We start from the raw sequence: 21,908 nt of genomic DNA on the forward strand, positions 1-21,908 counted from the left end.
AGGCCCTGCAGCAAAAAGCTGCAGGGCGCTGATAGCTTTGTGCGCCTGGCGCGGAATTTAATTTACACGACCAGCTGCATAAAAATAGTTGCGATAGTATGACTCCTGAAGAGAGCTGACCATAACGCCACCACTGCTGGCAGAGTGTATAAACTTGTTATTTTTAAGGTAGATGCCTACATGGAAGATAGGTCCTTTCGCGCTGCGGCGGAAAAAGACAAGGTCGCCGGTGCGCAGATTGTCTTTCTTAACACGCTTCACGTCCTGAAACATGGAGCGGGAACTGCGGCTGAGGTCGATATTGTATACTTCGCTGTAAACACTGGAGACGAAGCCAGAGCAGTCGGTTCCTTTACGGGAACTGCTGCCGTAGCGGTAGGGGGTGCCGATCCATTTAGAGGCTGTTTCTACTAATAGCTTATAGTCGGGATTTTTAAAGCGGAGGCCTAGCTTTTTAATGTAGTATTCTTCTGTAACGACTTCTTTTTCCTTCAGTTCTTCCAGCACATTTATCTCAAGGACCCGCACCATGTCTTCCCCGGAATTTATTGCATAAGGAGTTATAAGAGGTGCGACGGAGGCTGCTTCTGCTGTGGCCGGGCTGGCCGGAGTGATTTCGTAGAAGTAAGAGAGTGCCAGCGAAAAAGCCGCCAGAACGCTCAGGATAATAGGTTTTGTCATAGGGTTTGGCTCGTTTGCAGCCACCGGAGCGGCTAAACAGTTTCACCTTTTGGCGAACAGACTGGCGGAGTAAAACAGTTTAATTTAGGCCAACCTGCACTGTATCAGATGCTATTGCACCTTTTATAGCTGGCAAATGTAAGTACTACTGCTCAAAGCACCAAAATAAAAATTTAGTTATGTGTCTGTAAATGTGATGCTTCTGCTGATTGTTGCTGTGTGTTTGCCTGCAAAGTATAATTTAAGTCTTGCCTGCGTATAAGCAAGTGTACAATCTTAAGCATTTGACCAATGGACTTTAATGTTGTAGAACGTTCTCCTTTCGCCAGGATTGCACGCATCGTGCTCAAAAGTAAAAATGTGGCCATGGTGCTCGGGAAAAGCATACACCTGAGCGGTGTGTCCCGCGACGTCTTCCTGCAGGATGAGGGTTGGGTGGCGCACGAACTATGTCATATCCGGCAGTTCCGGGAGCATGGCTACCTGCGGTTTCTGTGGCTGTACCTGCTCGAGTCGATGCGGGTAGGATACTATAACAACAAGTATGAAGTGGAGGCCCGCCTGGAGGGCATGAAACACCGGCGGCACATGAGCCCTGCTTTGCGTGCCGCCAGTGCTATTGAGCCCAAAGATGTGCCTCTGCCTGCAGATACAAAGCGGAGCTCTGACGAAAAACATTTGGACAAAGGACTTCTGGACAAAGGACGAAGGACTGATAGATGAAAGACAAAGGACAAAAGAGAAAGACCTCTGGGAGTCTCTTCTCTTTTGTCCGAACGTCCTATGTCCAGAAGTCCTTTGTCCAAATGTCGAAGCTTTGCTTAAGCTGCGCGCCACTTGATGGTGCAGCCGATGGCTTTGGTGTTGGGCTGGCTTACCTGCTTATTTTCCACCAGTTCATCTAAAGCGGCTTCGGCATACTTTTTCTGCACTTTGCTGGCGTCCCGGGAATTGTCGTCTATCGTGCCGATGTAGGCTACTTTCATGCTGCCATCCGCTTGCTTCTGCACAATGTAAAGGTGTGGTGTGCGGGTGGCGCCGTAGGCTTTTGTAATCTCCTGCGTTTCGTCGTGCAGGTAAGCGAACGGAAAGTTTTTCTCTTTGGCACGCTGCTGCATCTGCTCATAAGAGTCATCCGGAGAAACTTTCGCATCGTTCGGATTAATGGCAACAACAGGGTATCCTTTGGGGGCATACTTCTGATGCAGCTCAATTAGGCGATCTTCGTAGGCAATGGCGTAAGGGCAGGTGTTGCACGTAAAGGTGACGATGAAGCCTTTGGCATCTTTGTAATCAGCCATGGAGTGCATGCTGCCATCCACATTCTTCAGTTTAAAATCGCGGGCAGTATCACCCACCTGGTAGCCGTTATCGGCGGCAGGCACAGCCGATAGCAACAGCCCTGCAAACAGCAGGCATACCATGTACACGAAAGGAAGTTTTAAATTTTTCATAGGAATATGAATTATGGTTTATACTTTTCAATCAGTCCCTGAAGCTCTTCCTGTGTCATTTCGCGCTCTACAAATTCATAATGCCCGCGCTTGTTATTAAACAGGAAAGTGGCCGGTATGGCACCAGACCATTTCGGCTCCAATTTATCTATCCAGGTGTTTCCGTCTGCCTCATCCAGCAGCAACAAATTTGCCTTTAAGTCACGCTTTTGCACGAATGGTTTTACGCGTTTCTCCAGGTCTTCGGCTGCATCCATACTCACTAAAACTACTTTCACCGGCTGGTCTTTGTAGGCCGCGCTGGCCGCTTCGAAATAAGGCAGTTCTTTGATGCAGGGCTTGCACCAGGTGGCCCAGAAGTTCACCACATACAGGGTGTCACCCGGCGATTGGCGCAGCTGTTGCAGTTCATCGAACTTTACCACCTTCACGTCCTGGGCAGCGGCAGATGTTACAGTAAACAGCATGAAGGCAAAGGCAGCAGCGAAGCATTTATAAATGGTTTTCGTCATGGCAATAGAACGTTAAATTTGGCTGTGTGTTGTATCTGCCTGCATTAACAATTTGTCTGCTCCGTCGTTACTAATAAGAGCATGTTTACATTTTATACACATGCTTTAACGCGAACTATTTATATAACACGAAAACGAATTTAATAATGGCGAATAAATTAGAAGGAAAAAAGATAGCAATTTTAGTAGAAGAAGGATTTGAGCAAGTGGAACTTACAAAGCCACTGCAGGCACTTAAAGACGAAGGTGCCGAAGCACACATCATCTCGCCAAACAAAAACAGCGAGATTAAAGCCTGGAACCATACCGAGTGGGGCGACAAATTTACTGTTGATAAAAAGCTGAGTGATGTGAAGGCCGAAGACTACAATGGCCTGCTGCTGCCAGGTGGTGTGATGAACCCTGACAACCTGCGTGCCAACAAAGAGGCAGTAAGCTTTGTGAACAAGTTTATGGAATCAGGCAAGCCGGTGGCAGCCATCTGCCATGCCCCCTGGACGCTGATTGAAACAGGTAAATTAAAAGGCAAGAAAATGACCAGCTACCATACCCTGAAAACTGACCTTAAAAATGCAGGAGCGGAGTGGGTAGATCAGGAAGTAGTGGTAGACCAGGGACTGGTAACCAGCCGTAACCCGGATGATATTCCGGCATTCAACAAAAAGATGATTGAGGAGTTTGCTGAAGGCAAGCACGACCGCTCATAATAATTACCTGAAAAGTAAAAAGCCGCAGCCGGATTTTCCGGCTGCGGCTTTTTTACGTCTGATGTCTGAGCTTGTGGCTTAGGTTTGTGGGATGAGGCTGAACAGCCTGTCGGCGGAAAACTCCAGTAGCACGACCAGTACCAGGTCTAGTAGGAACAGGAAGAGCCCCTGCAGCACTACGGCCTGTCCCCAGCCCTGCATTTGCTCTGTTTTAGGCGAGTTGCGGGACCGCTCCTGCAGGTAAGCACCCATCGCTAGATAGGCTACATCAAGGCCCACATTCAGGTACAGAACCTTTTTGTACCAAATATGCTGCTTCAGGCTTTCCAGCAGCGGTTGTGTCGCCGGGTCGCCGGAGATAATGTGATAGAGCGCTGCGCCGGCAATAATCAGGTTCACGATGTTCCAGTACAGGTTCATCTGGAAAAAAAACTTTCTGCTGCGTGTAGCCTTAGTTAGTTTAAAACCTCCTACCAGTATGTTGAGGATAGCCCAGCCACCCAAAATTAACATCCCCGTTTTTAGTGTATCTGCCTGCTGCTGATTAAAAGCCTGAAGGGTGTCAGACTGGGCATTGGCGGTAAAGCCTATGAGTAGCAGCGGTAGCAGGCACCATAATTTTCTCATACTATACTTCATGTGTTTGAGTAGGAACGCATAAAACCGGCGCTTAGCATACAGCGGATTTCCGGCTATATTAGTGCCCGGTATAGGTCTTATCAGGTTTTTAAGTGTAAGGCGGTAGCGCTTAGTTTTTTACAGGCTTCGCAACAAGGTCAATCCCGATATTAACTTCCGGGTAAATAGTTTTGTCTCCCAACGATTTATCCGAGCGGTAGACCAGTCCCCATTCGGTGCGGTCTATATTGAAGTTGGCTTTCGCGCGAAGTAAACTATCCAGCGTTACCCGGGCAGGAAAGGTAACACTTTTTGTCTCTCCTTTGATGGTCAGGTTACCGGTTATGTGGTGTGTGGGGTCTTTAATGCGCAGTTCGCTGTAGGTGATTTTGGAATCTGGTGCCTCTTTTTTTTCCCGGGTGCTGTCGATACGGGAAACACTTGTTACTTCAAATGCTGCCGTTGGATGTTTCTTCACGTCAAAAAAGTCGGCGGAACGCAGGTGTGTCGTCAGCTTTTTATTACTCGCCTCGTCTATTGTCTTATCTTCGGAGCGGCTGTTAGCCACGTCCATCACAATGTCGCCACCAACCAGGAGCCCCTCCTGCATGTGCAGTTCTCCATTTTGTATCCGGAATATACCATTGTGGCGCCCTGTCATTTTAGCTCCTATCCAGGTTACCTCACTTTTGGCAGTATCAACCACAAATATATTTGCCGGCCTTGTATTGCTTTTCTTCTCCACGGCCTCTGAAATAACGGCCTCATCTGTTTTGATAGTTGTATCGCAGGCGGAAATAGCGAGCAGCAAAACCCCCGTTAAAAGCAGGTAGAGTGGGGGTAGGTGAAGTTTGGCCATAGTCTTTGTGAATAGTGAAACAGCAGCTATAAAAGTTAGCCTATCTGTAAAATACGCTGCAGAAGAAGAAAACGATATAGGACTGTTTTCTGCTAGCCCCAAAAAGACAGGAGCCATGCTTTTGACCTGGCTCCTGAAGTCAGTTTACTTCTACCGGAATAAAATTAGAAGCCGATGCCGATGTAAACCTGAATCACACCATTCTTGATGTCCTGGTCAATGCTATTGCCTGCATCGTCCTCTTTGCGCAGGTCTGCGAGGCCATGCACGTAACGCGCACCCAGTCTAAAGCGGTTGATACGGCCTTCAAGTCCGGCTGCAGCACCATAGCTGAAGGTGTTATAAGGCCCGAGATCAATTTCGCTGCCGTCTTCCTTTGACGCTATCATGAGTCCCACCTGTGGGCCCAGGTGCACACTGAAGTTGTCGGAGATGTTGAACACGGCCAGTACCGGAACATCAAAATAGTTAAAGCGGAAAGTGGAGTCATTGCGCTCATAGCCTGTGCGGGAGTAGAGCACCTCAGGCTGTATGGAGAAGAACTCAGTGAGGGCAAATTGAGCAAACACCCCTGCATGAAAATTGGTATGGCCGCTTACATCGCCGAGGTTGTCTTTGTCGCTGCCATGCACGCGGGAGAAGTTTACACCTCCTTTTATACCAACACCCTCATTGGGCGCATCGAGCCCGCTGAGCAGGTTGTGGTTTTGCTGTACGGTGGTAGGGCCCTCTATCTGGGCAAAGCCGGTAAAGCTGAAAAATAAGAACATTGGAAGTAAAAGTATTTTTCTCATAGTATGCTGTGTTAATAGTGCTGTGTTAATGCATTTTCGTAAACGTTGTCTGCGTTATGCAGCCTTAGGAGTTAGCCTCCTGAGGTCTTTTATACTGTTGTTTGGGAGTATAATGTTGCACTGCTACAGCGCATATGCCTCCGATTAAAATCAATGGTATGCCTCGATGCTGCGCACTGCCGGTATATTATAAAATGTATATATATAGTAAGGTGTAGGGGAGGTTCAGAATTATGAAAGTGATTGTACATCAGTAGCTTGTCTTTATTTGTGATAGGATAATTCTAATAATGCTAAATTTCTGATGCAGCTCTTCCCGTAAAGGTTCTTATGCTTCGCTAAATATTTAACTTTACTGCCAATAATATGAAATTGTAAAGATTGGACACCAGATTTTACATTAAGCTAACATCAAATGGTGGACAACTATAGCCTATCAACAAAGTTATCCACAATTATCCACATCAAAAATGGGTATAACTGGTTGCTTTTTGAAGAATATGCACACTTATCCACCGCCCGTTTTGCACTGCTAAAGCCCTTAGTTATTGGACTGTTTCGCGATACCTTTCTTTAGCACGCTTTCCGGGAATGACAAGGGAAGCGGTGAACATGTGGTGTGGTATTATTGTTTCCTTTGTGTTATGTTAAAAATTGCCTGGACAGAAATCTTCGCCCATAGTTTACCGGAGGGCCATCGCTTCCCGATGGCCAAGTATGACCTGCTGCCGGAGCAATTGCTATATGAGGGGACTATAACTGAAAGCAACCTCTTTGCACCAGAGCCACTGCCGGAGCAGTATGTGCTCGATACGCATGATGCCGCCTACTGGAAGCGGCTCAGTAACCTGCAGCTTAGCCCATCAGAGATACGTAAAACAGGTTTTCCGCTGTCGGAGGAACTGATACAGCGGGAGGTGGTGATTATGAACGGCACGCTGCAGGCAACCCTGTTTGCGCTGGAGTTTGGCATTGGGATGAACATTGCTGGGGGCACCCACCACGCCTTTACCGACCGGGGCGAGGGCTTTTGCCTGCTCAACGATATTGCCATTGCCGCGAACTACCTGCTCAGGTACAAGGGCTTTAAAAAGATTCTGGTAGTGGACTTGGATGTGCACCAGGGAAACGGAACGGCACAGATTTTCCAGCATGAGCCGCGCGTTTTTACCTTCAGCATGCACTGTGGCCATAACTATCCGTTCCATAAAGAGCAGTCAGACCTGGATGTTCCGCTGGAGGAAGGCACAGACGATAAAACGTATCTGCAGCTATTACAACATCATTTGCCGCGCCTGCTGGATGAGGAGCAGCCGGAGTTCGTCTTTTTTCAGTCGGGGGTGGATGTGCTGGCGACGGATAAGTTGGGCAAATTGGGGATGAGCATTGCAGGCTGTAAGGAGCGCGACCGTACGGTGCTGGAGCTGTGCTACCGGCACCACCTGCCGGTAACGGTAAGCATGGGTGGCGGCTATTCAAAGCAGATTGCTCATATTGTAGAGGCGCACGCCAACACCTTCAGGCTGGCGCAGCATATCTTTTTTTAGATGCAGGGTTTCCGCAAGATGTGTTAAGGGCCTTGCTATAGCGCTGTTCTGGATTTCTTAATCCAGAACAAAACATGAAGGGGATTTTCTAATCCCCGTACTGGCGGTCCTGAGAACGGGGATTAGGAACTCCCCTTCAGCTAGCTGCCGAACTGGGAAGTCCGGAAGAATGAGAGCTTATTGTCTTTTTTCTTTTGTCAAAGAGTCCTTTGTCTAATCTCAGTCTCTTTTCTTCAGCTTATCAGTTTTATCTTTGCCCCCCCGGCATCAGAAGCCTTTTTAGGATGAAGAAGATAACGGGAGCAAGAGCAAGGGTCAGTATAACCATCAGCACCACCTTCAGTGCCTTTACAAAAATAGAGATGATGACCCCGGATATAATAATGGCGGCTACGAAGAGTAACCAGAAGTATAGGGTTTTCTTATCCATAAGTTACAAATTTCAGTATGAGTGGGTGCTCCTGCAGGAGAAAGGGTTTAGCTCTTTTGCAAAAGGAGCTGCCACCTGAAGGCCCACATCCAACGCAGTTTATAAGTTCGTACACCTGCCTGCTCTACCAGTTGTTGTAGTTCGTCACGCTTAAACGCCCGCCATACCGAAAGCGGTGCGTCGTTCTTTACGAGGTAAGACCGGGAGAAGGCGGTTGTAATATACTTGATAGAGTAGTAAGCCAGCCAGTGCCGGTGCAGGTCGTTGATGATAACGCCTAACTGTGCCTGCTGGTAAAGCTGCCGGAACATCTGCACCAGTTGTGTATTGGTAAAGTGATGGCAGAAGAGGCTGCAGACAATGATATCATACGGTTGCTGTGCGAATGTTTCTGAGAAAACATCGTGCTGCTCTACCCGAATCTCTTGAAACTCTGCGCAGCGTTGGCGGGCGTACTGCACCATAAAGTTGTTCGCATCTATCCCGATAAGTTCTACGAGTATGTTTTTGCGCCTGGCCCAGCGGGCTATGTTCTTCAGGGTATCGCCACCGCCGCAGCCAATGTCTGCAATCCGCAGCGGCTGGCTTTTATGTTTTGCCGCGAGTTTGCCCAGCGCGTCCAGCACTACTTTGTGGCCTCCCAGCCAATGGTTGATTACCTCCAGTTCATCCAGGTTCCTGCGCAAATCCTCACTGGACAGCGTCAGGTCATCCATCAGTTCCTGTTCGTTAGACCGCTGTTTTAGCATCCGCATAGTGTACTTTCAGTAACATGGACTCCAGGGTAAGGCCCGGCCCGAAGGCGAAACTCAGCACCGGCTCGTCCTGCTCTTCCGTCGTCAGGGTATCCATCAGGGCCTTCAGCACAAACAGCACGGTGGCCGACGACATATTGCCAAAATCGCGCAACACCTGGTAAGCAAAACGATTCTCGTCGCGCGTCATACCCAGTTCCTGCTCAATTACCTCCAGTATCCGCCTGCCACCCGGGTGAATGGCAAACAGCTTTATTTCTGATGCTTTTGTTTTCAGGCCTTGCAGCAGTCGGTCTGTTAGCTCCTTTATTCCCTTCTTGATGAGGTCGGGCACATAGGAGGAGAGGGTCATCTCAAAACCCGTGTCGCCGATGTGCCAGGCCATATCACTTTTACCCGCCGGAGCTATGTCGCAGTGGAAGGATTGTAACTCCAGGCTAACCTCTCCGTTCGGCTGGCCCTGCATGAGTACGGCTGCGGCGCCATCCCCGAACAAAGCGTTAGATACCAGGTGGTCCTGCTCAGCGTGTTTTTGAAAATGTATTGTGCATATCTCCGTGCAGACCAGAATAACTCTGGCCTTTGGGTCGGCTTTGCAGATAGCGTCTGCCAGTTTAATGGCGTTGAAGGCGGCGTAGCAACCCATAAAATTCACGGCGGTACGCTGCACGCAGGGCGACAGCTTCAATCGCTCTACCAGTTCAATATCCAGGCCCGGCGCATACATGCCGGTGCAGCTGACCGTGATGAGATGGGTAATTTCTGGTAGAGATGCCGCTGAAGTATGGCTCAGGCAGTTGCGGATAGCCTCTTCTGACAAGTCAACGGCATACTTGCGGTATTCATCCATGCGTTGCTGCACCGTCGGGAATGGCTCCAGCGTTGGGGTGTTGGGGTAAAAGGTAAAGTCTCCATTTTGGCGAGTGTAATCTTCCAGCACACTATAGCGCTGCCCAATGCCCGACACACGGTAAAGAGCCTTCAGTTTTCGCGTGTTTTGCTCATCAAACTGCAGCGCTGTCGCCATGAAATCCGCAATTTGCATCTGCGGTATTTTGTTGGGTGGGTTAGCGGTACCAATGGCGCATATGTAGCTCTTCATGTATTTTTCGTTCGTTTACTGTTAATCGTTAGCTGCGCCATGAGATTGGCTACTACTGAACAGAAAACTCGAGGGATAGTTATAGCATCTGCCGGAATCCCAACTATGCTATACGCATTACGAGTAACGCTCTTAACTACGCAAGCGCCTGCAGATAAGATGTAAATAGAAGAAAAGGCAGTGTTAAAAAGGTTGCCCGTGTGTCTGGCGCATGACAAGCCTAATGGCAGGAGGCAAATGCTTTAGCATGCCCACTGCCACTTCTGATAACACAGGGCTTCCGAAAAGCTGCTGTACGGTGCGCCCCACCGTCAGGCGATTGGCGAACCTCTTTTTCCAGGAGTGGCTGTAGCCTTCCTCCAGTTGTTTCCTGTCGTGGCCATTGTTGAAAAAATGCAGCACCTGCTCTGTCGCTATTTTGCCGGAATGGATGGCCATGGCCATGCCGTTGCCGCAGAGTGGCGTAATCATGCCTGCCGCGTCGCCGCACATGAGCATGTGGTTTTCGATGCAGGTTTTGGTGGCAAAGGAGATTTCGTTGATGACCTCCGGTTGCTCATACAGAAACTCTGCTTCTTCAAAAATCCGGTGCAGGTGCGGGTTACGGTAAAGAACGGTCTGTTCCATGGCAGGAATGCTGCCGTGCTGCTTCAGGTTCTGGCGGGTAGTCAGGTAGCAGAAGCAGTAGCGGTTATCTTCTATGGCCGAGATGCCGGCATAGCCATTCCTGAAGTTGTGCAGCGCAATCAGGTCTTTAGGGAAATCGTAGCGGAGGTGGTATTTTATTCCGATGTAGGGGGAGTGTTTCCGGAAGAAAGAGCGGTTCAACTGGCGGTCGAGGTTTGCTCGCTTGCCGTATGCTCCCAGTACCACCTTTGCGCGCAGACTTTCGCCATTAGAGAGCGCGACAGTAAAAGCATCGTCAGCAAAAGTAACCTCCTGCACCGTTTGATGCAGCCTGAACGTTGCCCCCTGCTCTTGTGCCAGTTGGTAAAGGTAATTGTCGAACGTAAACCGGCTAAGGCCAAACCCGCCTAAGTCCAGCTTTGCCTCTAGCGTTTTGCCAGTGGGGGAGGAGAGCATAAAGCGGCTGATGCGGGCAGGGTTTAAGGAGCTGAGCTGCACACCCAGCATGCGCAGGTAAGGTAGCACCTCGTTGGAGACATACTCACCGCAAACCCTGTGAAAGGGATAGGCCTTTTTCTCAACGAGTGTTACCTGCAGTCCGGCCTTTGCCAAATTCAGCGCGCTAACCAGTCCGGCCAGGCCTCCGCCAATAATAATTACATCCTCCTCCAAAGTGCCTAATTTACATGTATGGGTTTAATCCTAAAATAAAAGTCAAAATTTAGTGAACAGCATGTTTATTTGGTGTATAATACAAGAACAAATTATTGTGCCTGCCGTTCTAAATAAGTGGAACAACTTTTGATAATATTGAATAAAGATTTAAAATATAACCTATATGAAGCAACTTATACTTTCTCTCTTCACTTGCATGTCCGTACTTATGGTGCAGGCCCAGGTTCGCACTCCTGCTCAGGTGCAGGCAGCGCAGCAGGCAGAGAAAGAGAACCCACTTAATTTAGCATCGGGCAATGAGGACGTTGCTATTTATCCAAACCCAAGTACCGGTGTTTTTACTGTAGAATTAAGCAACCTCGACACCCGCAAGGTGGAGCTCCGCATTATGAACGTTATCGGTAACGAAATCCTGCGCGAAACGTTGACCAGCGATGATGTCCAGTTTAAAAGAACAGTGGATCTAAGCAGCTTTTCCAAAGGGCTTTATTATGTAAAGATAGAAGCGGATAACTATAGCACAGTGCGGCGGGTAGTGGTGAAGTAATCTTTGTATGTTCCTAAATTTTGGGCGGCAGTCTCTGTAAAGGGGGCTGCTTTTTTGTTGCCATAGAGGCACAAATGAGTAGGTATGCTATTTACTTCTGTTGCGGGAGTATTATTTTAGAGATATATCCTGTGTGTGTGGATGTATCCTGCTGCATACGGACCTTTACGAAAACATTGTCTGTGGTATCAATAATGTGCAGGCGCTGTGAGGTGTCAAAGTGTGCGATAATGGTGCCTCCGAAACTAGGCCGGGCATAGAGATTTCCGCTGATAAGGGGACTGGAGGCGTATATGACATCCCTGGGAAGAGGTGCAGGCGCTCCTGCTTCACTGGCAATTGTAGCCTCAGCACCACCCTGCGGGTCATGGCGGTTACTGTCGTTGCAGGCGAGAAGCACAGTGGCTAAAAAGATAAACGGCAAAGTTAATTTCATCGGGAGAAGGTATACAACCTGTTATATATGCATCTCAGGAGATAATGTTTCTTTAAGCGCGTTATTTTTTAATGGCAGCATGTTCTTTTATTATGCCTCGGTATGAGACAGGTGTGGGAGGTTTCTGATTTGCATGAAGGAGGTGCTGCGCTATTAAAAGTTGCGTTTATTTGGCTCCTCGTTCAGCATGTCGTTTATACTCAGTGCGGCACTTATAAGGCCCAGGTGAGTAAAAGCCTGTGGGAAATTCCCTAAGTGCTCCCCTTTCAGGCCCAACTGCTCCGCGTACAGCCCCAGGTGGTTAGCATAACCCAGCATTTTCTCAAAGTACAGCCGCGCTTTGTCGACCTGGCCAGATTTTGCCAGGCACTCCACGTACCAGAACGTACACATCGAAAAAGTCCCTTCCCCTCCGGATAAGCCATCAAAAGCCTCATCAATGCGATAGCGGAACACGAGCGCGTCAGATACCAGCTCGTCTTCTATGCGCTTTAGCGTAGAAAGCCAGCGCGGATCTTTGGGCCCGATAAACCTGATAATGGGCATCAGCAGGATAGAGGCATCCACGGTGTCAGCTCCTTTGTACTGCACAAAAGACTGTAGCCGCTCATCCCAAAACTCATTGTGTATAGAGAAGAAGATCTTGTCCCGCTCTTCCTGCCACCGGGGTGGGAGAGGATAGGAGTGGTTGGCAGCTATTTTCATTGCCCTGTCGATGGCTACCCAGCACATCATGCGGGAGTACAGGAAATGCTTTTTACCACCTCGCACCTCCCATATGCCTTCATCTTCGCGGTGCCAGTTATCGCAAACCCACTCCACCTGCTGCCTCAAGTCATTCCAAAGAGCAAAAGAAATACGATCTACATATTTATCATACAGGTAAACCGAGTCCAGGAGTTCTCCATAAATATCAAGTTGTATCTGGTCATACGCTCCGTTCCCGATGCGGACAGGCCTGGATCCCAGGTAGCCTTCTAGGTGGTTTAACTCTATTTCCTGCAGGTCCTTCTTGCCATCAAGGGAGTACATGAGCCTGAGGTAACCGGCACTTCCCACATCGTCGCACTGCCTGTCCACCCAATCCACAAAGGCTTTGGCTTCTTTTGTGTGGCCCAGCCTGAGCAGCGCATAAACGGTGAAGGAGGCATCCCTGATCCAGGTATAGCGGTAGTCCCAGTTGCGCACGCCGCTTATCTCCTCCGGTAAGCCAAAGGTAGGAGCCGCTACAATGGAGCCGTACCTGTGCGAGGTTAGGAGCTTTAAAACCAGGGCAGAACGGTTTACTACTTCCAGCCAACGGCCTTTGTAACTGGACTGTGCTACCCAGTCTTTCCAATAATTAATGGTGTCGTACAGGCTTTGTGTCACAAACTCCTCCAGGTCGATGCCTGGCGGGGTGCTGTGGTCAATAAATTCAAGTATAAAGTCAGCCTTTTCTCCTGTCTTTAGGCAGAAGGTTGCCACAGCATCTCCCTCCTCCATGTGTAAAGGCACGGTGCTCTTGAGCCTGATTAAGGTACTATCCGGGCCTTCGCTCAGGAATATGACTTCGTTCGGGTTCAGCTGCTCTGTAACATGCGGAGAGCGGGCGTAGTTGAAGCGCGGGCCACAGTGCATTCTGAAATCCAGGTCCCCATGCACACACGTCACTCGCCTTATCAGTTCTTTGCCCTGGTACAGTTCCTCCACAGGCATAAAGTCAGTTACTTCACCAATTCCTCTATCTGACAGAAACCTGGTGAGCAGCACGTTGGTGTCTGGTAGGTAAAGCTGCCGGTTTTTTACACCATTTTCCGTGGGTTGTATAGAGAAACTTCCTCCTTTGTGTTCGTCCAGCAAGGAGGCAAAGATAGAGGGAGAGTCGAAGTCCGGGAAACACATAAAGTCGATGGAGCCGTTCAGGCCCACCAATGCCACCGTGTTCAGGTCTCCGATAACCCCATAGTTCTCTATTGGTTGGTATGCCATGTAGGTGCGTGTGGAATATAGTACTATACTAATGTATACTTTACAGCCAGTATAAAGTTGTATGTTATCAAGCGAATCAGAAGAAAAAGTACATAGCTCAAGCTTCTGTTATTTAGCTTCTGCCCGGACTGATTGCAAATGCTGAAAACTTACCGGATGCTGTCACAGCAGCTATTAACCAAAACTACGCTGACATGCACATAGAAGATGCAGAAAGGTTATATCAGGGAAATGAGGAATTCTACCAGGTGTGTTTGGGCTGGCCACCCTTAAAGGCATGTCCAGGGTAAATGACAATGTGCATTGGGCTACCGATGTAATGAAAGGTTCCGCGGTGGGTTACCTCAGCGCGAAAGGCGTGAAGTACTTGTATGACCTGGCAGACCAGAAGCTAAGAAACGACAATCCGGATATCAAAATATAATAGCATATAACCATATTGCTATATGTTTATTGCCCCTATATTCACATCAAATCCATTGAGCTCTCCGGTGCAATCTCATGCTTGAGATTTTTATCTGAACGAAAGGTTGCCGGAGCAGCTATTTGATTTCTTAAATACCTGCCGCAGCAGATTAAACTGGACGAATGCAGGAATGACTACGACATAATAGCAAACGAATAATTAAGCAAACTTAAGCCATGGGTATGATCAAACATCTCACAAATCGAATGGGAGTAATGCAATTAAAACATTTCCTCCTGTTAACATTGCTGTTCTACATAATTACTCTGCCCTTACGGGCGCAGGCACCTATAACTAAAGTGTGGGACAAGACGCTCGGGAGTAGTGGTAGTGAGCAGTTGGATATCGCTATACCAACACCTGATGGTGGATACTTATTAGGTGGCACTTCAGGTGCTGGTATCGGTGGTGACAAAACTGAAGACTCTAAAGGAGCCACTGACTATTGGGTAGTGAAGTTACATGCCGATGGCACCAAAGCCTGGGACAAGACAATTGGAGGTGGTGGACATGATGATTTAAGATCTATAGTCTTGGCCCCAGACGGGGGTTATCTTCTGGGAGGCCACTCAATTTCAGAGGCTGGAGGAGATAAGTCAGAAGCTCGTAAGGGAATCTATGATTTTTGGGTGGTAAAGCTCAATTCTGACGGCACCAAGGCTTGGGACAAGACTCTTGGAGGAAGTCTTGCTGAGAAATTAATGGCCGTAACTGTGACTTCAGATGGGGGCTATCTTTTAGGGGGAAGTTCTGATTCATGGGCAGATGGCGACAAGACAGAGGCATCCAGAGGGCGTCAAGACTTCTGGCTTGTGAAACTCAACGCCGATGGCACCAAGGCCTGGGACAAGACATTTGGGGGAAGTGAACATGATGAGATAGTTTCATTGGCCAATACTCCTGACGGAGGTTACATATTGGGCGGATGGTCTTCTTCAGGAGCGGGAGGTGACAAAACAGAAGCTTCTCAGGGCCATATGGACTATTGGGTTGTGAAACTCAACGCCGACGGCAGCAAGGCTTGGGACAAAACCCTTGGAGGAACTATTAATGATTATTTGTTATCCGTTGTAGTAACATCTGACGGGGGCTACTTACTTGGCGGGAGCTCCCAATCAGGAATAGGCGGCGATAAGACCGAAACCATGAGAGGCGGCTTGGACTGTTGGGTTGTGAAACTTAACTCCGATGGCACCAAAGCCTGGGACAAAACACTCGGAGGAAGCGGCAATGACAATGTGTATTCCTTGGCCATGACACCTGACGGCGGCTATCTGCTAGGAGGTCCTTCTGATTCAGAGTCTGGCGGGGACAAGACAGCAGCACCTAAGGGTGGCTTTGATTATTGGCTTATGCATCTCGATTCGGACGGCGGCAAGGTCTGGGACGCAACTATCGGAGGAAATAATAATGATGACTTAGCTTCATTGGTCGCGATGCCAGACGGCAGCTATCTCTTAGCAGGAACCTCTGAGTCAGGAGTCAGCGGCAATAAAACGGAACCCTCAAAGGGAGGTTCGGACTACTGGGCAGTGAAGCTCACCATCAGATTCAATGCGAGACCGACTGACATCACCCTTTCAAGCACTACAGTTGAAGAGAATGTTGCCGCTAATTCAGTAGTTGGCACTTTTACCACAACAGATGCCGATGCTTCCGATACACATTCTTACACCTTAGTGGCTGGCGATGGGGACGCTGATAACAGCAGGTTCATCATTAACGGCAACACATTAGTGATTAAGGAATCTCCAGATTTTGAGGCCGGCAACACTTACAGTATCCGGGTAGCGACCAATGACGGGAAGGCCAACGGCATTTATGAAAAAGCCTTCACCATTGCCATCAACGATGTGCAGGAGGCAGTAACGGGCATAGCCGAGAAGGAGAACATGATGCTGAAGATGTACCCTAACCCGGCTAACCGCTTTCTGGTGATCAGCTTCGACAGAATGATGGAATCTGTCAAGCTGGTGAACGGCACCGGCAGCATTTTACTAAATAAGCAGGGGCTTTTTAAGCAGGTCGAACTCAATACGGAGGCTCTTACACCGGGAGTATACATTGCCGTGGTTTCCTCTAAAGGAAAGATATACACTAGAAGAATTGTTATTATAAAATAAGCAGGTTGGGGAATGTCAAATGCTGGAATGTGTGCCAAGGCCGTTAAGGTGCGGTGCATGTACTGAACAACTTCCCCTGCCTCGACATATGAACATCAAAAAACTTGAAGCATGAAAAACAGATTACAGCAGTTCCTGTCCCTTTGCCTAGTGTGCAGCATGACACTCCTGAACGCCGCCTGCAAAAAGGATGACAAGGCTTCTCCCGCAGAGCAGGCCAAGGTGACCGGCATCAGCATAGCGCTGACCTCCGCCCAGAAGGGCAGGCAGGATGTGAGCGTGGAGTTCAGCGACCTGAACGGCCTGAGTGGCAAGACGTCGCCTAACACCATCACCTTAGACGCTAACACTAGTTACACCGGTACGCTAATTCTAGAGGATGCAAATCAAACTCCGGTGAGTAACGTGACAACAGAATACGATGCGTCTTTCCACGTGACAAACGCTAGCGTGACCTTCAGCAAGAACGGACAGGAAATTCAGGTGGAGACCACGACTGCAACGTCTGGTTCAGCTGGGACAGTTCATGTGGAACTGAGGCAGAATGGGCAAACCCAGCAAGTTTCATTCCCTATCATGGTGCGTGATTAAGCATCACCAAAGAATCTTCTTAAACAGGTGAAGCTATTATAAGGCTTCACCTGTTTTTTTTATAGTCATACTTTCAGTGTGTTTGGGAACGTAGATAATTGTCCGCTACCTTCCGATATATGTCCAAATTAATTAAAAAAGCCCCTATACGCTATGTATGGGGGCTTTTGTGTGGCCTTGCCCAGAATCGAACTGGGATCTAAAGTTTAGGAAACTTCTATTCTATCCGTTGAACTACAAGGCCAGCCTTTCAGGCTGGCAATCAACCTGTTAGGTGTATTATATGATGCTTTATTTCAGTGAAAAAAGCAAAAAAGTTTTAACAAGTTTTAACATTTGTATATTTACGCCTGTAATCGACTCGATACATATTAGCGCATGAAATCTGTTAAACCTGTTCTATTCAAACGCAAATCTACAGAAAAAAGAGGCACAGTAAAAATAAGGATCACAGATACCCTTACAAAAAAAGCACTTATATAAATTTAGGCTACATAATTCCTGAAAAGCTTTGGAATAATAACACGTGTAGGGTACGCAAGTCAGAGGAAGTTGATTCAGATAAAATAAATAATGAGATAGTTGAGAAGTTAGAACTTTTAGGTATCTCCAATAATAGCGTAAAGGCGGTAAGGAGCAACTCTGCCTCCTTCATAGAGTTTAGCAACAGGTATATAAAGAGAATTATCAGTCACGGCACCCGAATCAAGTATGAAACCGTGATGAACAAGCTTCGAAAATACCTTCTTAAAAGAGGGAAAGATGATTTGTTATTTGCTGAGCTGAACTCAGATGTGGTCGCTGACATCAGAAAGTATATGCATGACAGCGGAATGTCTAACAACACAATCAACAGCTACTTAAAGATCATCAACTCATTTATCAGTGCTGCTATCAAAGAGGATGTGTATGTCTTTTTCAGGCATCCTTTCGCATCTGTAACATACAAAAAGGAAGAGGTGGTGCCTGATTCGCTAACACAGGAAGATATCGAAAAGATTATAAGCACTCCAATATCATCAGACCACTTTCTGTATAAATATAAACTGACTTTTCTATTCCAGTTTTTCGCACAAGGAATGCGAATAAGTGATGTGCAGCAGCTACGATTTAATATGCTCAAAACAGAGTATATAGTGTATAACATGCGCAAAACTGCATCACCGATGTTGGTTCACATGAATAAGAACCTGATAGAAATACTTAAAGTGGTGGTACGAAAATACCATATCAATGATGGAGATCCCCTATTTGCTCAGCTTTTTGGATTTGAAGAGCAATTAGTAGCCACCCTGTATAAATTTAAGAAGCGTATTGAGGAAATTTATAGAGTGGACAATGGCTATCACCTTTATTTGGATGGTTTAGTCCCGTTAGATGAAAATGACACGCAGACACTAAAACTGAAAACGGAGATCGAACATCTTAGATTCAACACAAACAACTTTTATGTAAATGCGTTTGCCAGATTTTTCTCAGTTGATGAAAATTATAAACGTAGATTTATCTTCCAGTTTTTAGCTGATTCAGATTTTAAAAACATAGGAGAAGATAATGACTTCTCGAAAATGACAGAGAAGCAATACAAAACAATAAGGAACAATAATATCGTTATAGATAGAGGTTTAAAGAAAATCCAGAAGCTCGCAGGACTTTCCACTGACTTGAAAAGTCATTTGGCAAGGCATTCATATACATCGCAACTATTAAATACAGAGGGTGCTGACATTTACATGATATCAAAATCATTAGGGCACAGCGATGTTAAGACGACACAGTCTTACATAAGCCGTTTTCATAACAAGAAAATAGATCAAGGCAATCGTGCTATATCAGATAAATATGAGGTGAAGCTTTAAGTTGCGCAATTGATGTTGTATAGAAGCGTGGAAGTAGAAGCAAAAAAAGGTGCCAGAACACAGCAGGTCTTCAGCCATCAATATTAGTGTAGTAAGACAGGTTCTTCCTTTCCTCAACGATTGGCACTGGCAGACCAAGAGATAAAACTAAATATTGGCACATCAAGCGAAGCACAAACGAAGCTGTCATGCAAGGTGGCGTAATTGTAATGCTCCACCATTAGCCGCTTGTGTAAACCGATGCCCTGGTCGGTTTCGTCTGCTTCCAGTCCGCACTGGCATATAGCTTTTATGATGTTACCCATATGTTCTTCCTCTGAATTTAATCCAGCACCATTACCAGCGTTGAACCATATCTTGGATGGGCTTCCTCATAGCCCAGACCAACCTTAGAATACACATGCGCAAGGCAGTCATTCCTATGACCCAGGGAAGGCACATCGTAATCGATCAACAACTGTAATGCTATCTCCCTTCCTGTTTTCTTGCCGTAGGCACAGCACTCAGCGTAATTTTCCTTCTCGCATTTCACCCTTTGATGTCCTACAATGCCCAACTCGGCTGACTCCTTGGCAAAGCATTTGGCGTTCAGTGTCATGTATTCATTTGGATAATACGGTTCTAATGGCTGTATGCTGTTCAGCTCTTTTACAAGTGAGTTTCTGTAGGAAAACCACTTAGCCTTTTCATTCCTTACCATAAAAATATCCTTGGGCACCTCCAATCTTACGTACTTTTTTGGGTAGAGCCGTGCCAGGTTCAGGTATAGAAGTGTTTCCTTCTCCACATCATTGAGATAGATTGCATCTTTTCCAGTGTTGGCGGCTGCTACCTCTTCCGCTGACCATTTCATGATTTCAGTTGCGGATTGCTGGTGAAGGTACGGCAGTATCAACAGGATGATGATGTAGAGGTATTGCTGCATTCTTAGATTAGAAGGTTGATGTTGATAGAATAGTTGGAGAAGCCTTTTGCTGTATAGTTTTATAAATATATTAATAATTTTTAATATATAAAATTCTTGGGTGCTGAGTTATAATTCCACTCCACTTGATTTTTTGCTGCTCTTTTGCACTCATTTTATATAGGTAAGAAACTTAAACCAACGTCTTATGACATTACTGATTCCCAATGTAGGTGCTACAGATGTTGCTCTGAATAATCTGCAGCCGTAGTTATTCAGATATAAGCGGATATCTACGGTTAGCCCGTACTGGTGGTATTGGACTGAGATGGCTCTGAATTTATGGTTGTTTATGTGCTTATGTGGCTGATTTCGCTCCTGGAACAGAGGTGCATGTGTACGAGCAGGAGGTAAAAGAGATACTCTGCTGAAAAGGCGACAGTTCAACAGTAAATGTTTTGTGTGCTATGCTTAATAATAAGCGAAAGAGGATGCGAATTCAAGAAAGTTTGCTATATTGAATAAAGAATATATAATGGAAATAGAACCTGGAATAGCTGTTAAAGCACTGAAATCTGAAGAAAGAGTGGACAAGACCACTTCCGTGCATAGTGCAGATAAGCGTATGTTTACGCATATCCAGTAGTTGGCGGTAACTTTAAGTACAGAAAGAATTAAATAAAAAGGATTTGTAAATGGGTTGGACAGTAATTTTGGAAGACTATAGGGGAAATGAAATAAAGAAGCTCTCCAAAGAGTTTACACCTACTTCATTTGCTCATCTTGAATCTGAAAAGTTCAAGACTCTAAGGTATATTGACCCTTATGACGATACTACATTCAACTCCATTATGTGCAAGGAGTTGGTTTCTGACCTTAATGAACTGTGGAAGGACGAATCAGCAGATGTAAGAAAACAGATAGAAGAGATACTTGAGTTAACATCTGCATGTATGGACGAGCCGCATACTTATGTGAAGTTCTATGGCGATTAAGAATAGCTTCCGCCAACGGCTGGTACATAAGTTACTCTCGGCTTCGCCTCAATCACCTTATGTACCAGCCGTTGGGGCAAACTTAAATTATGGAGACTTCGATAATAGCAATGCTGGTAGCTATAGTTGGTGGTTCACTAACTGTAGTTTATCTTTTTAGCTATTTGAGGAAAAAAGAAAAGGTGAAACTCAGAAATGCTGCCTTAACCTTTATAGCATCGGTTGTGCTTTTTTTTACTTTGGTGACTGTTGCAGCTAACCAATATCCTGACGCTCTCCCTAAGAAAGAAGTAGTCCTGATTGCAGCAAGAGAAGCATCATTAGGTGGGATTTTGTTGAGATTGTATGCAGACAGTACTTTCGAGTTAGGCAACAACCGAAGAGTGACATCCACAGGAGTGTATAATTTGAATGTAGATACGCTGGTCATTACTACGACTGATAATTCAAAGTTGCTTAAAGACATCAGCCAAACTTCGTTCATCATAGAAGAAGAGAACTTGGTGGAGGTAAATAATACAGGAATTAAATTTCTCGAAATCCACGAGAATAGGCTAAAATAAGAAAAGCTTACCCCAACACGGCACAGGCTCCATACGCGGCTGCGCCTCGTTCGCAGCCTGTATAAACGTTGTAGGTAAGTTGTAATCATAAAATGAATCTTGTAATACTCATCCTTTCGTTTTTAATTTTTCAATCCAGCCAAAAGGGATTTGAAACTGGTTGGTATCGAGCTAAAGTCAAAAATGGAAACCATGAATTACTGATAAGTGCAGATAGCACATTCATATTCAGAAAAGGGAGATGGGACTATACCTTTGGGAATTGGAAAATTGCAGATGAAAAGCTTATACTTAATTCGAAGTCTCTTACTCAGATGGATAGTGTAACAGTTGCTTTAAGTTCTGGAAATTACTTTAGCATAGAGAATAAAGAGTTCAGAATAAGGAAAGGAAAGCTGATTGATAAAGAAGGTCATAGATTTATTTATAAAGAAAAATAAGAAATCCTTCCTACAACAAAGTTCAGCCTTAACCCTCGCTATGCTTCGGGCTTCGGCTGCACGAGTAATGTTGGCACATAATGTAATTAAAGAAAATGAAGAAGGCTTATCTGTGTATATAGTATTCCCTGTTTGTAGGACCACCAAGCACTGTTTTTAAGTTGATTTTTCCCTAAGTCCTCTCCCAATCAGGCCGCCTGCTGTTTGTATACCTCCACCGGAATCTGTCTCCCTATCCCCTGATGGTGTTTC

General features: G+C 46.4%; 25 protein-coding genes and 1 tRNA gene. 11 read left to right on the forward strand and 15 right to left on the reverse strand.

Annotated elements, in window-relative coordinates:
- Positions 1–57: 57 nt before the first annotated feature.
- Positions 58–681: a C40 family peptidase gene (locus E1919_RS21655; protein WP_162055508.1), complete on the reverse strand. Its 624-nt coding sequence runs from the start codon at positions 679–681 to the stop codon at positions 58–60.
- 291 nt (positions 682–972) lie between these two features.
- Here E1919_RS21655 and E1919_RS21660 point away from each other — a divergent pair, with 291 nt between their 5' ends.
- Complete coding sequence (locus tag E1919_RS21660; RefSeq protein ID WP_162055509.1) at positions 973–1,404, forward strand: hypothetical protein; 432 nt, start codon at positions 973–975, stop codon at positions 1,402–1,404.
- A 98-nt stretch (positions 1,405–1,502) separates the two neighbouring features.
- Here the strand turns inward: E1919_RS21660 and E1919_RS21665 are convergent, their stop codons facing one another.
- A complete protein-coding gene (locus tag E1919_RS21665) occupies positions 1,503–2,135 on the reverse strand; it encodes a thioredoxin family protein (RefSeq protein ID WP_162055510.1) in 633 nt (210 codons plus the stop codon).
- 11 nt (positions 2,136–2,146) lie between these two features.
- Complete coding sequence (locus E1919_RS21670) at positions 2,147–2,647, reverse strand: TlpA disulfide reductase family protein (RefSeq protein WP_162055511.1); 501 nt, start codon at positions 2,645–2,647, stop codon at positions 2,147–2,149.
- Positions 2,648–2,793: 146 nt separating this feature from the next.
- Between E1919_RS21670 and E1919_RS21675 the strand changes: the two genes are divergently transcribed.
- Positions 2,794–3,354: a type 1 glutamine amidotransferase domain-containing protein gene (locus E1919_RS21675; RefSeq protein ID WP_162055512.1), complete on the forward strand. Its 561-nt coding sequence runs from the start codon at positions 2,794–2,796 to the stop codon at positions 3,352–3,354.
- 78 nt (positions 3,355–3,432) lie between these two features.
- Here the strand turns inward: E1919_RS21675 and E1919_RS21680 are convergent, their stop codons facing one another.
- From E1919_RS21680 to E1919_RS21690, 3 genes are all read right to left on the reverse strand, one after another.
- Complete coding sequence (locus tag E1919_RS21680; RefSeq protein ID WP_162055513.1) at positions 3,433–3,981, reverse strand: DUF6992 family protein; 549 nt, start codon at positions 3,979–3,981, stop codon at positions 3,433–3,435.
- 121 nt (positions 3,982–4,102) lie between these two features.
- A complete protein-coding gene (locus tag E1919_RS21685) occupies positions 4,103–4,831 on the reverse strand; it encodes a YceI family protein (protein WP_162055514.1) in 729 nt (242 codons plus the stop codon).
- Positions 4,832–4,995: 164 nt separating this feature from the next.
- A complete protein-coding gene (locus E1919_RS21690; RefSeq protein WP_162055515.1) occupies positions 4,996–5,625 on the reverse strand; it encodes a porin family protein in 630 nt (209 codons plus the stop codon).
- A 644-nt stretch (positions 5,626–6,269) separates the two neighbouring features.
- Between E1919_RS21690 and E1919_RS21695 the strand changes: the two genes are divergently transcribed.
- The gene (locus tag E1919_RS21695; protein ID WP_162055516.1) at positions 6,270–7,172 is read left to right on the forward strand and encodes a histone deacetylase family protein; all 903 of its coding nucleotides are present in this window, start codon (positions 6,270–6,272) and stop codon (positions 7,170–7,172) included.
- A 247-nt stretch (positions 7,173–7,419) separates the two neighbouring features.
- Here the strand turns inward: E1919_RS21695 and E1919_RS21700 are convergent, their stop codons facing one another.
- The 4 genes from E1919_RS21700 to E1919_RS21715 all read right to left on the reverse strand — a co-directional run bounded on the left by E1919_RS21700 (position 7,420) and on the right by E1919_RS21715 (position 10,758).
- Positions 7,420–7,602 carry a hypothetical protein gene (locus tag E1919_RS21700; RefSeq protein WP_162055517.1) on the reverse strand — a complete coding sequence of 61 codons (183 nt, stop codon included), beginning with the start codon at positions 7,600–7,602 and terminating at the stop codon, positions 7,420–7,422.
- Positions 7,603–7,649: 47 nt separating this feature from the next.
- Positions 7,650–8,357, reverse strand: coding sequence for a methyltransferase domain-containing protein (locus tag E1919_RS21705; protein WP_317168257.1), 708 nt, complete (start codon positions 8,355–8,357; stop codon positions 7,650–7,652).
- Positions 8,332–9,459: a type III polyketide synthase gene (locus E1919_RS21710; protein WP_162055518.1), complete on the reverse strand. Its 1,128-nt coding sequence runs from the start codon at positions 9,457–9,459 to the stop codon at positions 8,332–8,334. Before E1919_RS21710 ends, E1919_RS21705 begins: the two co-directional genes overlap by 26 nt.
- A 183-nt stretch (positions 9,460–9,642) precedes the next feature.
- Positions 9,643–10,758: an NAD(P)/FAD-dependent oxidoreductase gene (locus E1919_RS21715; protein ID WP_162055519.1), complete on the reverse strand. Its 1,116-nt coding sequence runs from the start codon at positions 10,756–10,758 to the stop codon at positions 9,643–9,645.
- Between the two features lie 166 nt (positions 10,759–10,924).
- Here E1919_RS21715 and E1919_RS21720 point away from each other — a divergent pair, with 166 nt between their 5' ends.
- Positions 10,925–11,308 carry a T9SS type A sorting domain-containing protein gene (locus tag E1919_RS21720; RefSeq protein ID WP_237144744.1) on the forward strand — a complete coding sequence of 128 codons (384 nt, stop codon included), beginning with the start codon at positions 10,925–10,927 and terminating at the stop codon, positions 11,306–11,308.
- Positions 11,309–11,399: 91 nt separating this feature from the next.
- Here the strand turns inward: E1919_RS21720 and E1919_RS21725 are convergent, their stop codons facing one another.
- Entirely contained in the window at positions 11,400–11,744 is a 345-nt protein-coding gene (locus tag E1919_RS21725; protein WP_237144746.1) for an SH3 domain-containing protein, read from the reverse strand.
- Between the two features lie 153 nt (positions 11,745–11,897).
- Positions 11,898–13,715 carry a glycoside hydrolase family 15 protein gene (locus tag E1919_RS21730; protein ID WP_162055520.1) on the reverse strand — a complete coding sequence of 606 codons (1,818 nt, stop codon included), beginning with the start codon at positions 13,713–13,715 and terminating at the stop codon, positions 11,898–11,900.
- A gap of 250 nt (positions 13,716–13,965) precedes the next feature.
- On the opposite strand from E1919_RS21730, the gene E1919_RS21735 reads away from it, so the two are divergent.
- From E1919_RS21735 to E1919_RS21745, 3 genes are all read left to right on the forward strand, one after another.
- Positions 13,966–14,139, forward strand: coding sequence for a phosphatase PAP2 family protein (locus E1919_RS21735; RefSeq protein ID WP_394351804.1), 174 nt, complete (start codon positions 13,966–13,968; stop codon positions 14,137–14,139).
- A 224-nt stretch (positions 14,140–14,363) separates the two neighbouring features.
- Positions 14,364–16,304, forward strand: coding sequence for a T9SS type A sorting domain-containing protein (locus E1919_RS21740; RefSeq protein WP_162055522.1), 1,941 nt, complete (start codon positions 14,364–14,366; stop codon positions 16,302–16,304).
- A 111-nt stretch (positions 16,305–16,415) separates the two neighbouring features.
- Positions 16,416–16,895 (forward strand): hypothetical protein, encoded by a 480-nt coding sequence (locus E1919_RS21745; RefSeq protein WP_162055523.1) that lies wholly within the window; start codon positions 16,416–16,418, stop codon positions 16,893–16,895.
- A 172-nt stretch (positions 16,896–17,067) separates the two neighbouring features.
- Here E1919_RS21745 and E1919_RS21750 read toward each other — a convergent pair.
- Positions 17,068–17,139: transfer RNA gene (locus tag E1919_RS21750), tRNA-Arg, on the reverse strand.
- A gap of 409 nt (positions 17,140–17,548) precedes the next feature.
- On the opposite strand from E1919_RS21750, the gene E1919_RS21755 reads away from it, so the two are divergent.
- Entirely contained in the window at positions 17,549–18,754 is a 1,206-nt protein-coding gene (locus E1919_RS21755; RefSeq protein ID WP_262888747.1) for a tyrosine-type recombinase/integrase, read from the forward strand.
- A gap of 113 nt (positions 18,755–18,867) precedes the next feature.
- Here the strand turns inward: E1919_RS21755 and E1919_RS21760 are convergent, their stop codons facing one another.
- Positions 18,868–19,059 (reverse strand): hypothetical protein, encoded by a 192-nt coding sequence (locus E1919_RS21760; protein WP_162055525.1) that lies wholly within the window; start codon positions 19,057–19,059, stop codon positions 18,868–18,870.
- 17 nt (positions 19,060–19,076) lie between these two features.
- Positions 19,077–19,679: a CAP domain-containing protein gene (locus E1919_RS21765; RefSeq protein ID WP_162055526.1), complete on the reverse strand. Its 603-nt coding sequence runs from the start codon at positions 19,677–19,679 to the stop codon at positions 19,077–19,079.
- 674 nt (positions 19,680–20,353) lie between these two features.
- On the opposite strand from E1919_RS21765, the gene E1919_RS21770 reads away from it, so the two are divergent.
- The 3 genes from E1919_RS21770 to E1919_RS21780 all read left to right on the forward strand — a co-directional run bounded on the left by E1919_RS21770 (position 20,354) and on the right by E1919_RS21780 (position 21,656).
- Positions 20,354–20,653: a hypothetical protein gene (locus E1919_RS21770; protein WP_162055527.1), complete on the forward strand. Its 300-nt coding sequence runs from the start codon at positions 20,354–20,356 to the stop codon at positions 20,651–20,653.
- An 89-nt stretch (positions 20,654–20,742) separates the two neighbouring features.
- The gene (locus E1919_RS21775; protein ID WP_162055528.1) at positions 20,743–21,216 is read left to right on the forward strand and encodes a copper resistance protein NlpE; all 474 of its coding nucleotides are present in this window, start codon (positions 20,743–20,745) and stop codon (positions 21,214–21,216) included.
- A 92-nt stretch (positions 21,217–21,308) separates the two neighbouring features.
- Positions 21,309–21,656 (forward strand): hypothetical protein, encoded by a 348-nt coding sequence (locus E1919_RS21780; RefSeq protein ID WP_162055529.1) that lies wholly within the window; start codon positions 21,309–21,311, stop codon positions 21,654–21,656.
- The last annotated feature ends 252 nt before the right edge of the window (positions 21,657–21,908 follow it).

It is taken from the genome of Pontibacter pamirensis (assembly GCF_010015475.1).
Lineage (GTDB): Bacteria > Bacteroidota > Bacteroidia > Cytophagales > Hymenobacteraceae > Pontibacter > Pontibacter pamirensis.

What these genes read in the sequence shown, in the direction of transcription:
- E1919_RS21655 (WP_162055508.1), bottom strand. Translation starts at nt 681, where the DNA reads ATGACAAAACCTATTATCCTGAGCGTTCTGGCGGCTTTTTCGCTGGCA.
- E1919_RS21660 (WP_162055509.1), top strand. Translation starts at nt 973, where the DNA reads ATGGACTTTAATGTTGTAGAACGTTCTCCTTTCGCCAGGATTGCACGC.
- E1919_RS21665 (WP_162055510.1), bottom strand. Translation starts at nt 2,135, where the DNA reads ATGAAAAATTTAAAACTTCCTTTCGTGTACATGGTATGCCTGCTGTTT.
- E1919_RS21670 (WP_162055511.1), bottom strand. Translation starts at nt 2,647, where the DNA reads ATGACGAAAACCATTTATAAATGCTTCGCTGCTGCCTTTGCCTTCATG.
- E1919_RS21675 (WP_162055512.1), top strand. Translation starts at nt 2,794, where the DNA reads ATGGCGAATAAATTAGAAGGAAAAAAGATAGCAATTTTAGTAGAAGAA.
- E1919_RS21680 (WP_162055513.1), bottom strand. Translation starts at nt 3,981, where the DNA reads ATGAGAAAATTATGGTGCCTGCTACCGCTGCTACTCATAGGCTTTACC.
- E1919_RS21685 (WP_162055514.1), bottom strand. Translation starts at nt 4,831, where the DNA reads ATGGCCAAACTTCACCTACCCCCACTCTACCTGCTTTTAACGGGGGTT.
- E1919_RS21690 (WP_162055515.1), bottom strand. Translation starts at nt 5,625, where the DNA reads ATGAGAAAAATACTTTTACTTCCAATGTTCTTATTTTTCAGCTTTACC.
- E1919_RS21695 (WP_162055516.1), top strand. Translation starts at nt 6,270, where the DNA reads ATGTTAAAAATTGCCTGGACAGAAATCTTCGCCCATAGTTTACCGGAG.
- E1919_RS21700 (WP_162055517.1), bottom strand. Translation starts at nt 7,602, where the DNA reads ATGGATAAGAAAACCCTATACTTCTGGTTACTCTTCGTAGCCGCCATT.
- E1919_RS21705 (WP_317168257.1), bottom strand. Translation starts at nt 8,357, where the DNA reads ATGCGGATGCTAAAACAGCGGTCTAACGAACAGGAACTGATGGATGAC.
- E1919_RS21710 (WP_162055518.1), bottom strand. Translation starts at nt 9,459, where the DNA reads ATGAAGAGCTACATATGCGCCATTGGTACCGCTAACCCACCCAACAAA.
- E1919_RS21720 (WP_237144744.1), top strand. Translation starts at nt 10,925, where the DNA reads ATGAAGCAACTTATACTTTCTCTCTTCACTTGCATGTCCGTACTTATG.
- E1919_RS21725 (WP_237144746.1), bottom strand. Translation starts at nt 11,744, where the DNA reads ATGAAATTAACTTTGCCGTTTATCTTTTTAGCCACTGTGCTTCTCGCC.
- E1919_RS21730 (WP_162055520.1), bottom strand. Translation starts at nt 13,715, where the DNA reads ATGGCATACCAACCAATAGAGAACTATGGGGTTATCGGAGACCTGAAC.
- E1919_RS21740 (WP_162055522.1), top strand. Translation starts at nt 14,364, where the DNA reads ATGATCAAACATCTCACAAATCGAATGGGAGTAATGCAATTAAAACAT.
- E1919_RS21745 (WP_162055523.1), top strand. Translation starts at nt 16,416, where the DNA reads ATGAAAAACAGATTACAGCAGTTCCTGTCCCTTTGCCTAGTGTGCAGC.
- E1919_RS21760 (WP_162055525.1), bottom strand. Translation starts at nt 19,059, where the DNA reads ATGGGTAACATCATAAAAGCTATATGCCAGTGCGGACTGGAAGCAGAC.
- E1919_RS21765 (WP_162055526.1), bottom strand. Translation starts at nt 19,679, where the DNA reads ATGCAGCAATACCTCTACATCATCATCCTGTTGATACTGCCGTACCTT.
- E1919_RS21770 (WP_162055527.1), top strand. Translation starts at nt 20,354, where the DNA reads ATGGGTTGGACAGTAATTTTGGAAGACTATAGGGGAAATGAAATAAAG.
- E1919_RS21775 (WP_162055528.1), top strand. Translation starts at nt 20,743, where the DNA reads ATGGAGACTTCGATAATAGCAATGCTGGTAGCTATAGTTGGTGGTTCA.
- E1919_RS21780 (WP_162055529.1), top strand. Translation starts at nt 21,309, where the DNA reads ATGAATCTTGTAATACTCATCCTTTCGTTTTTAATTTTTCAATCCAGC.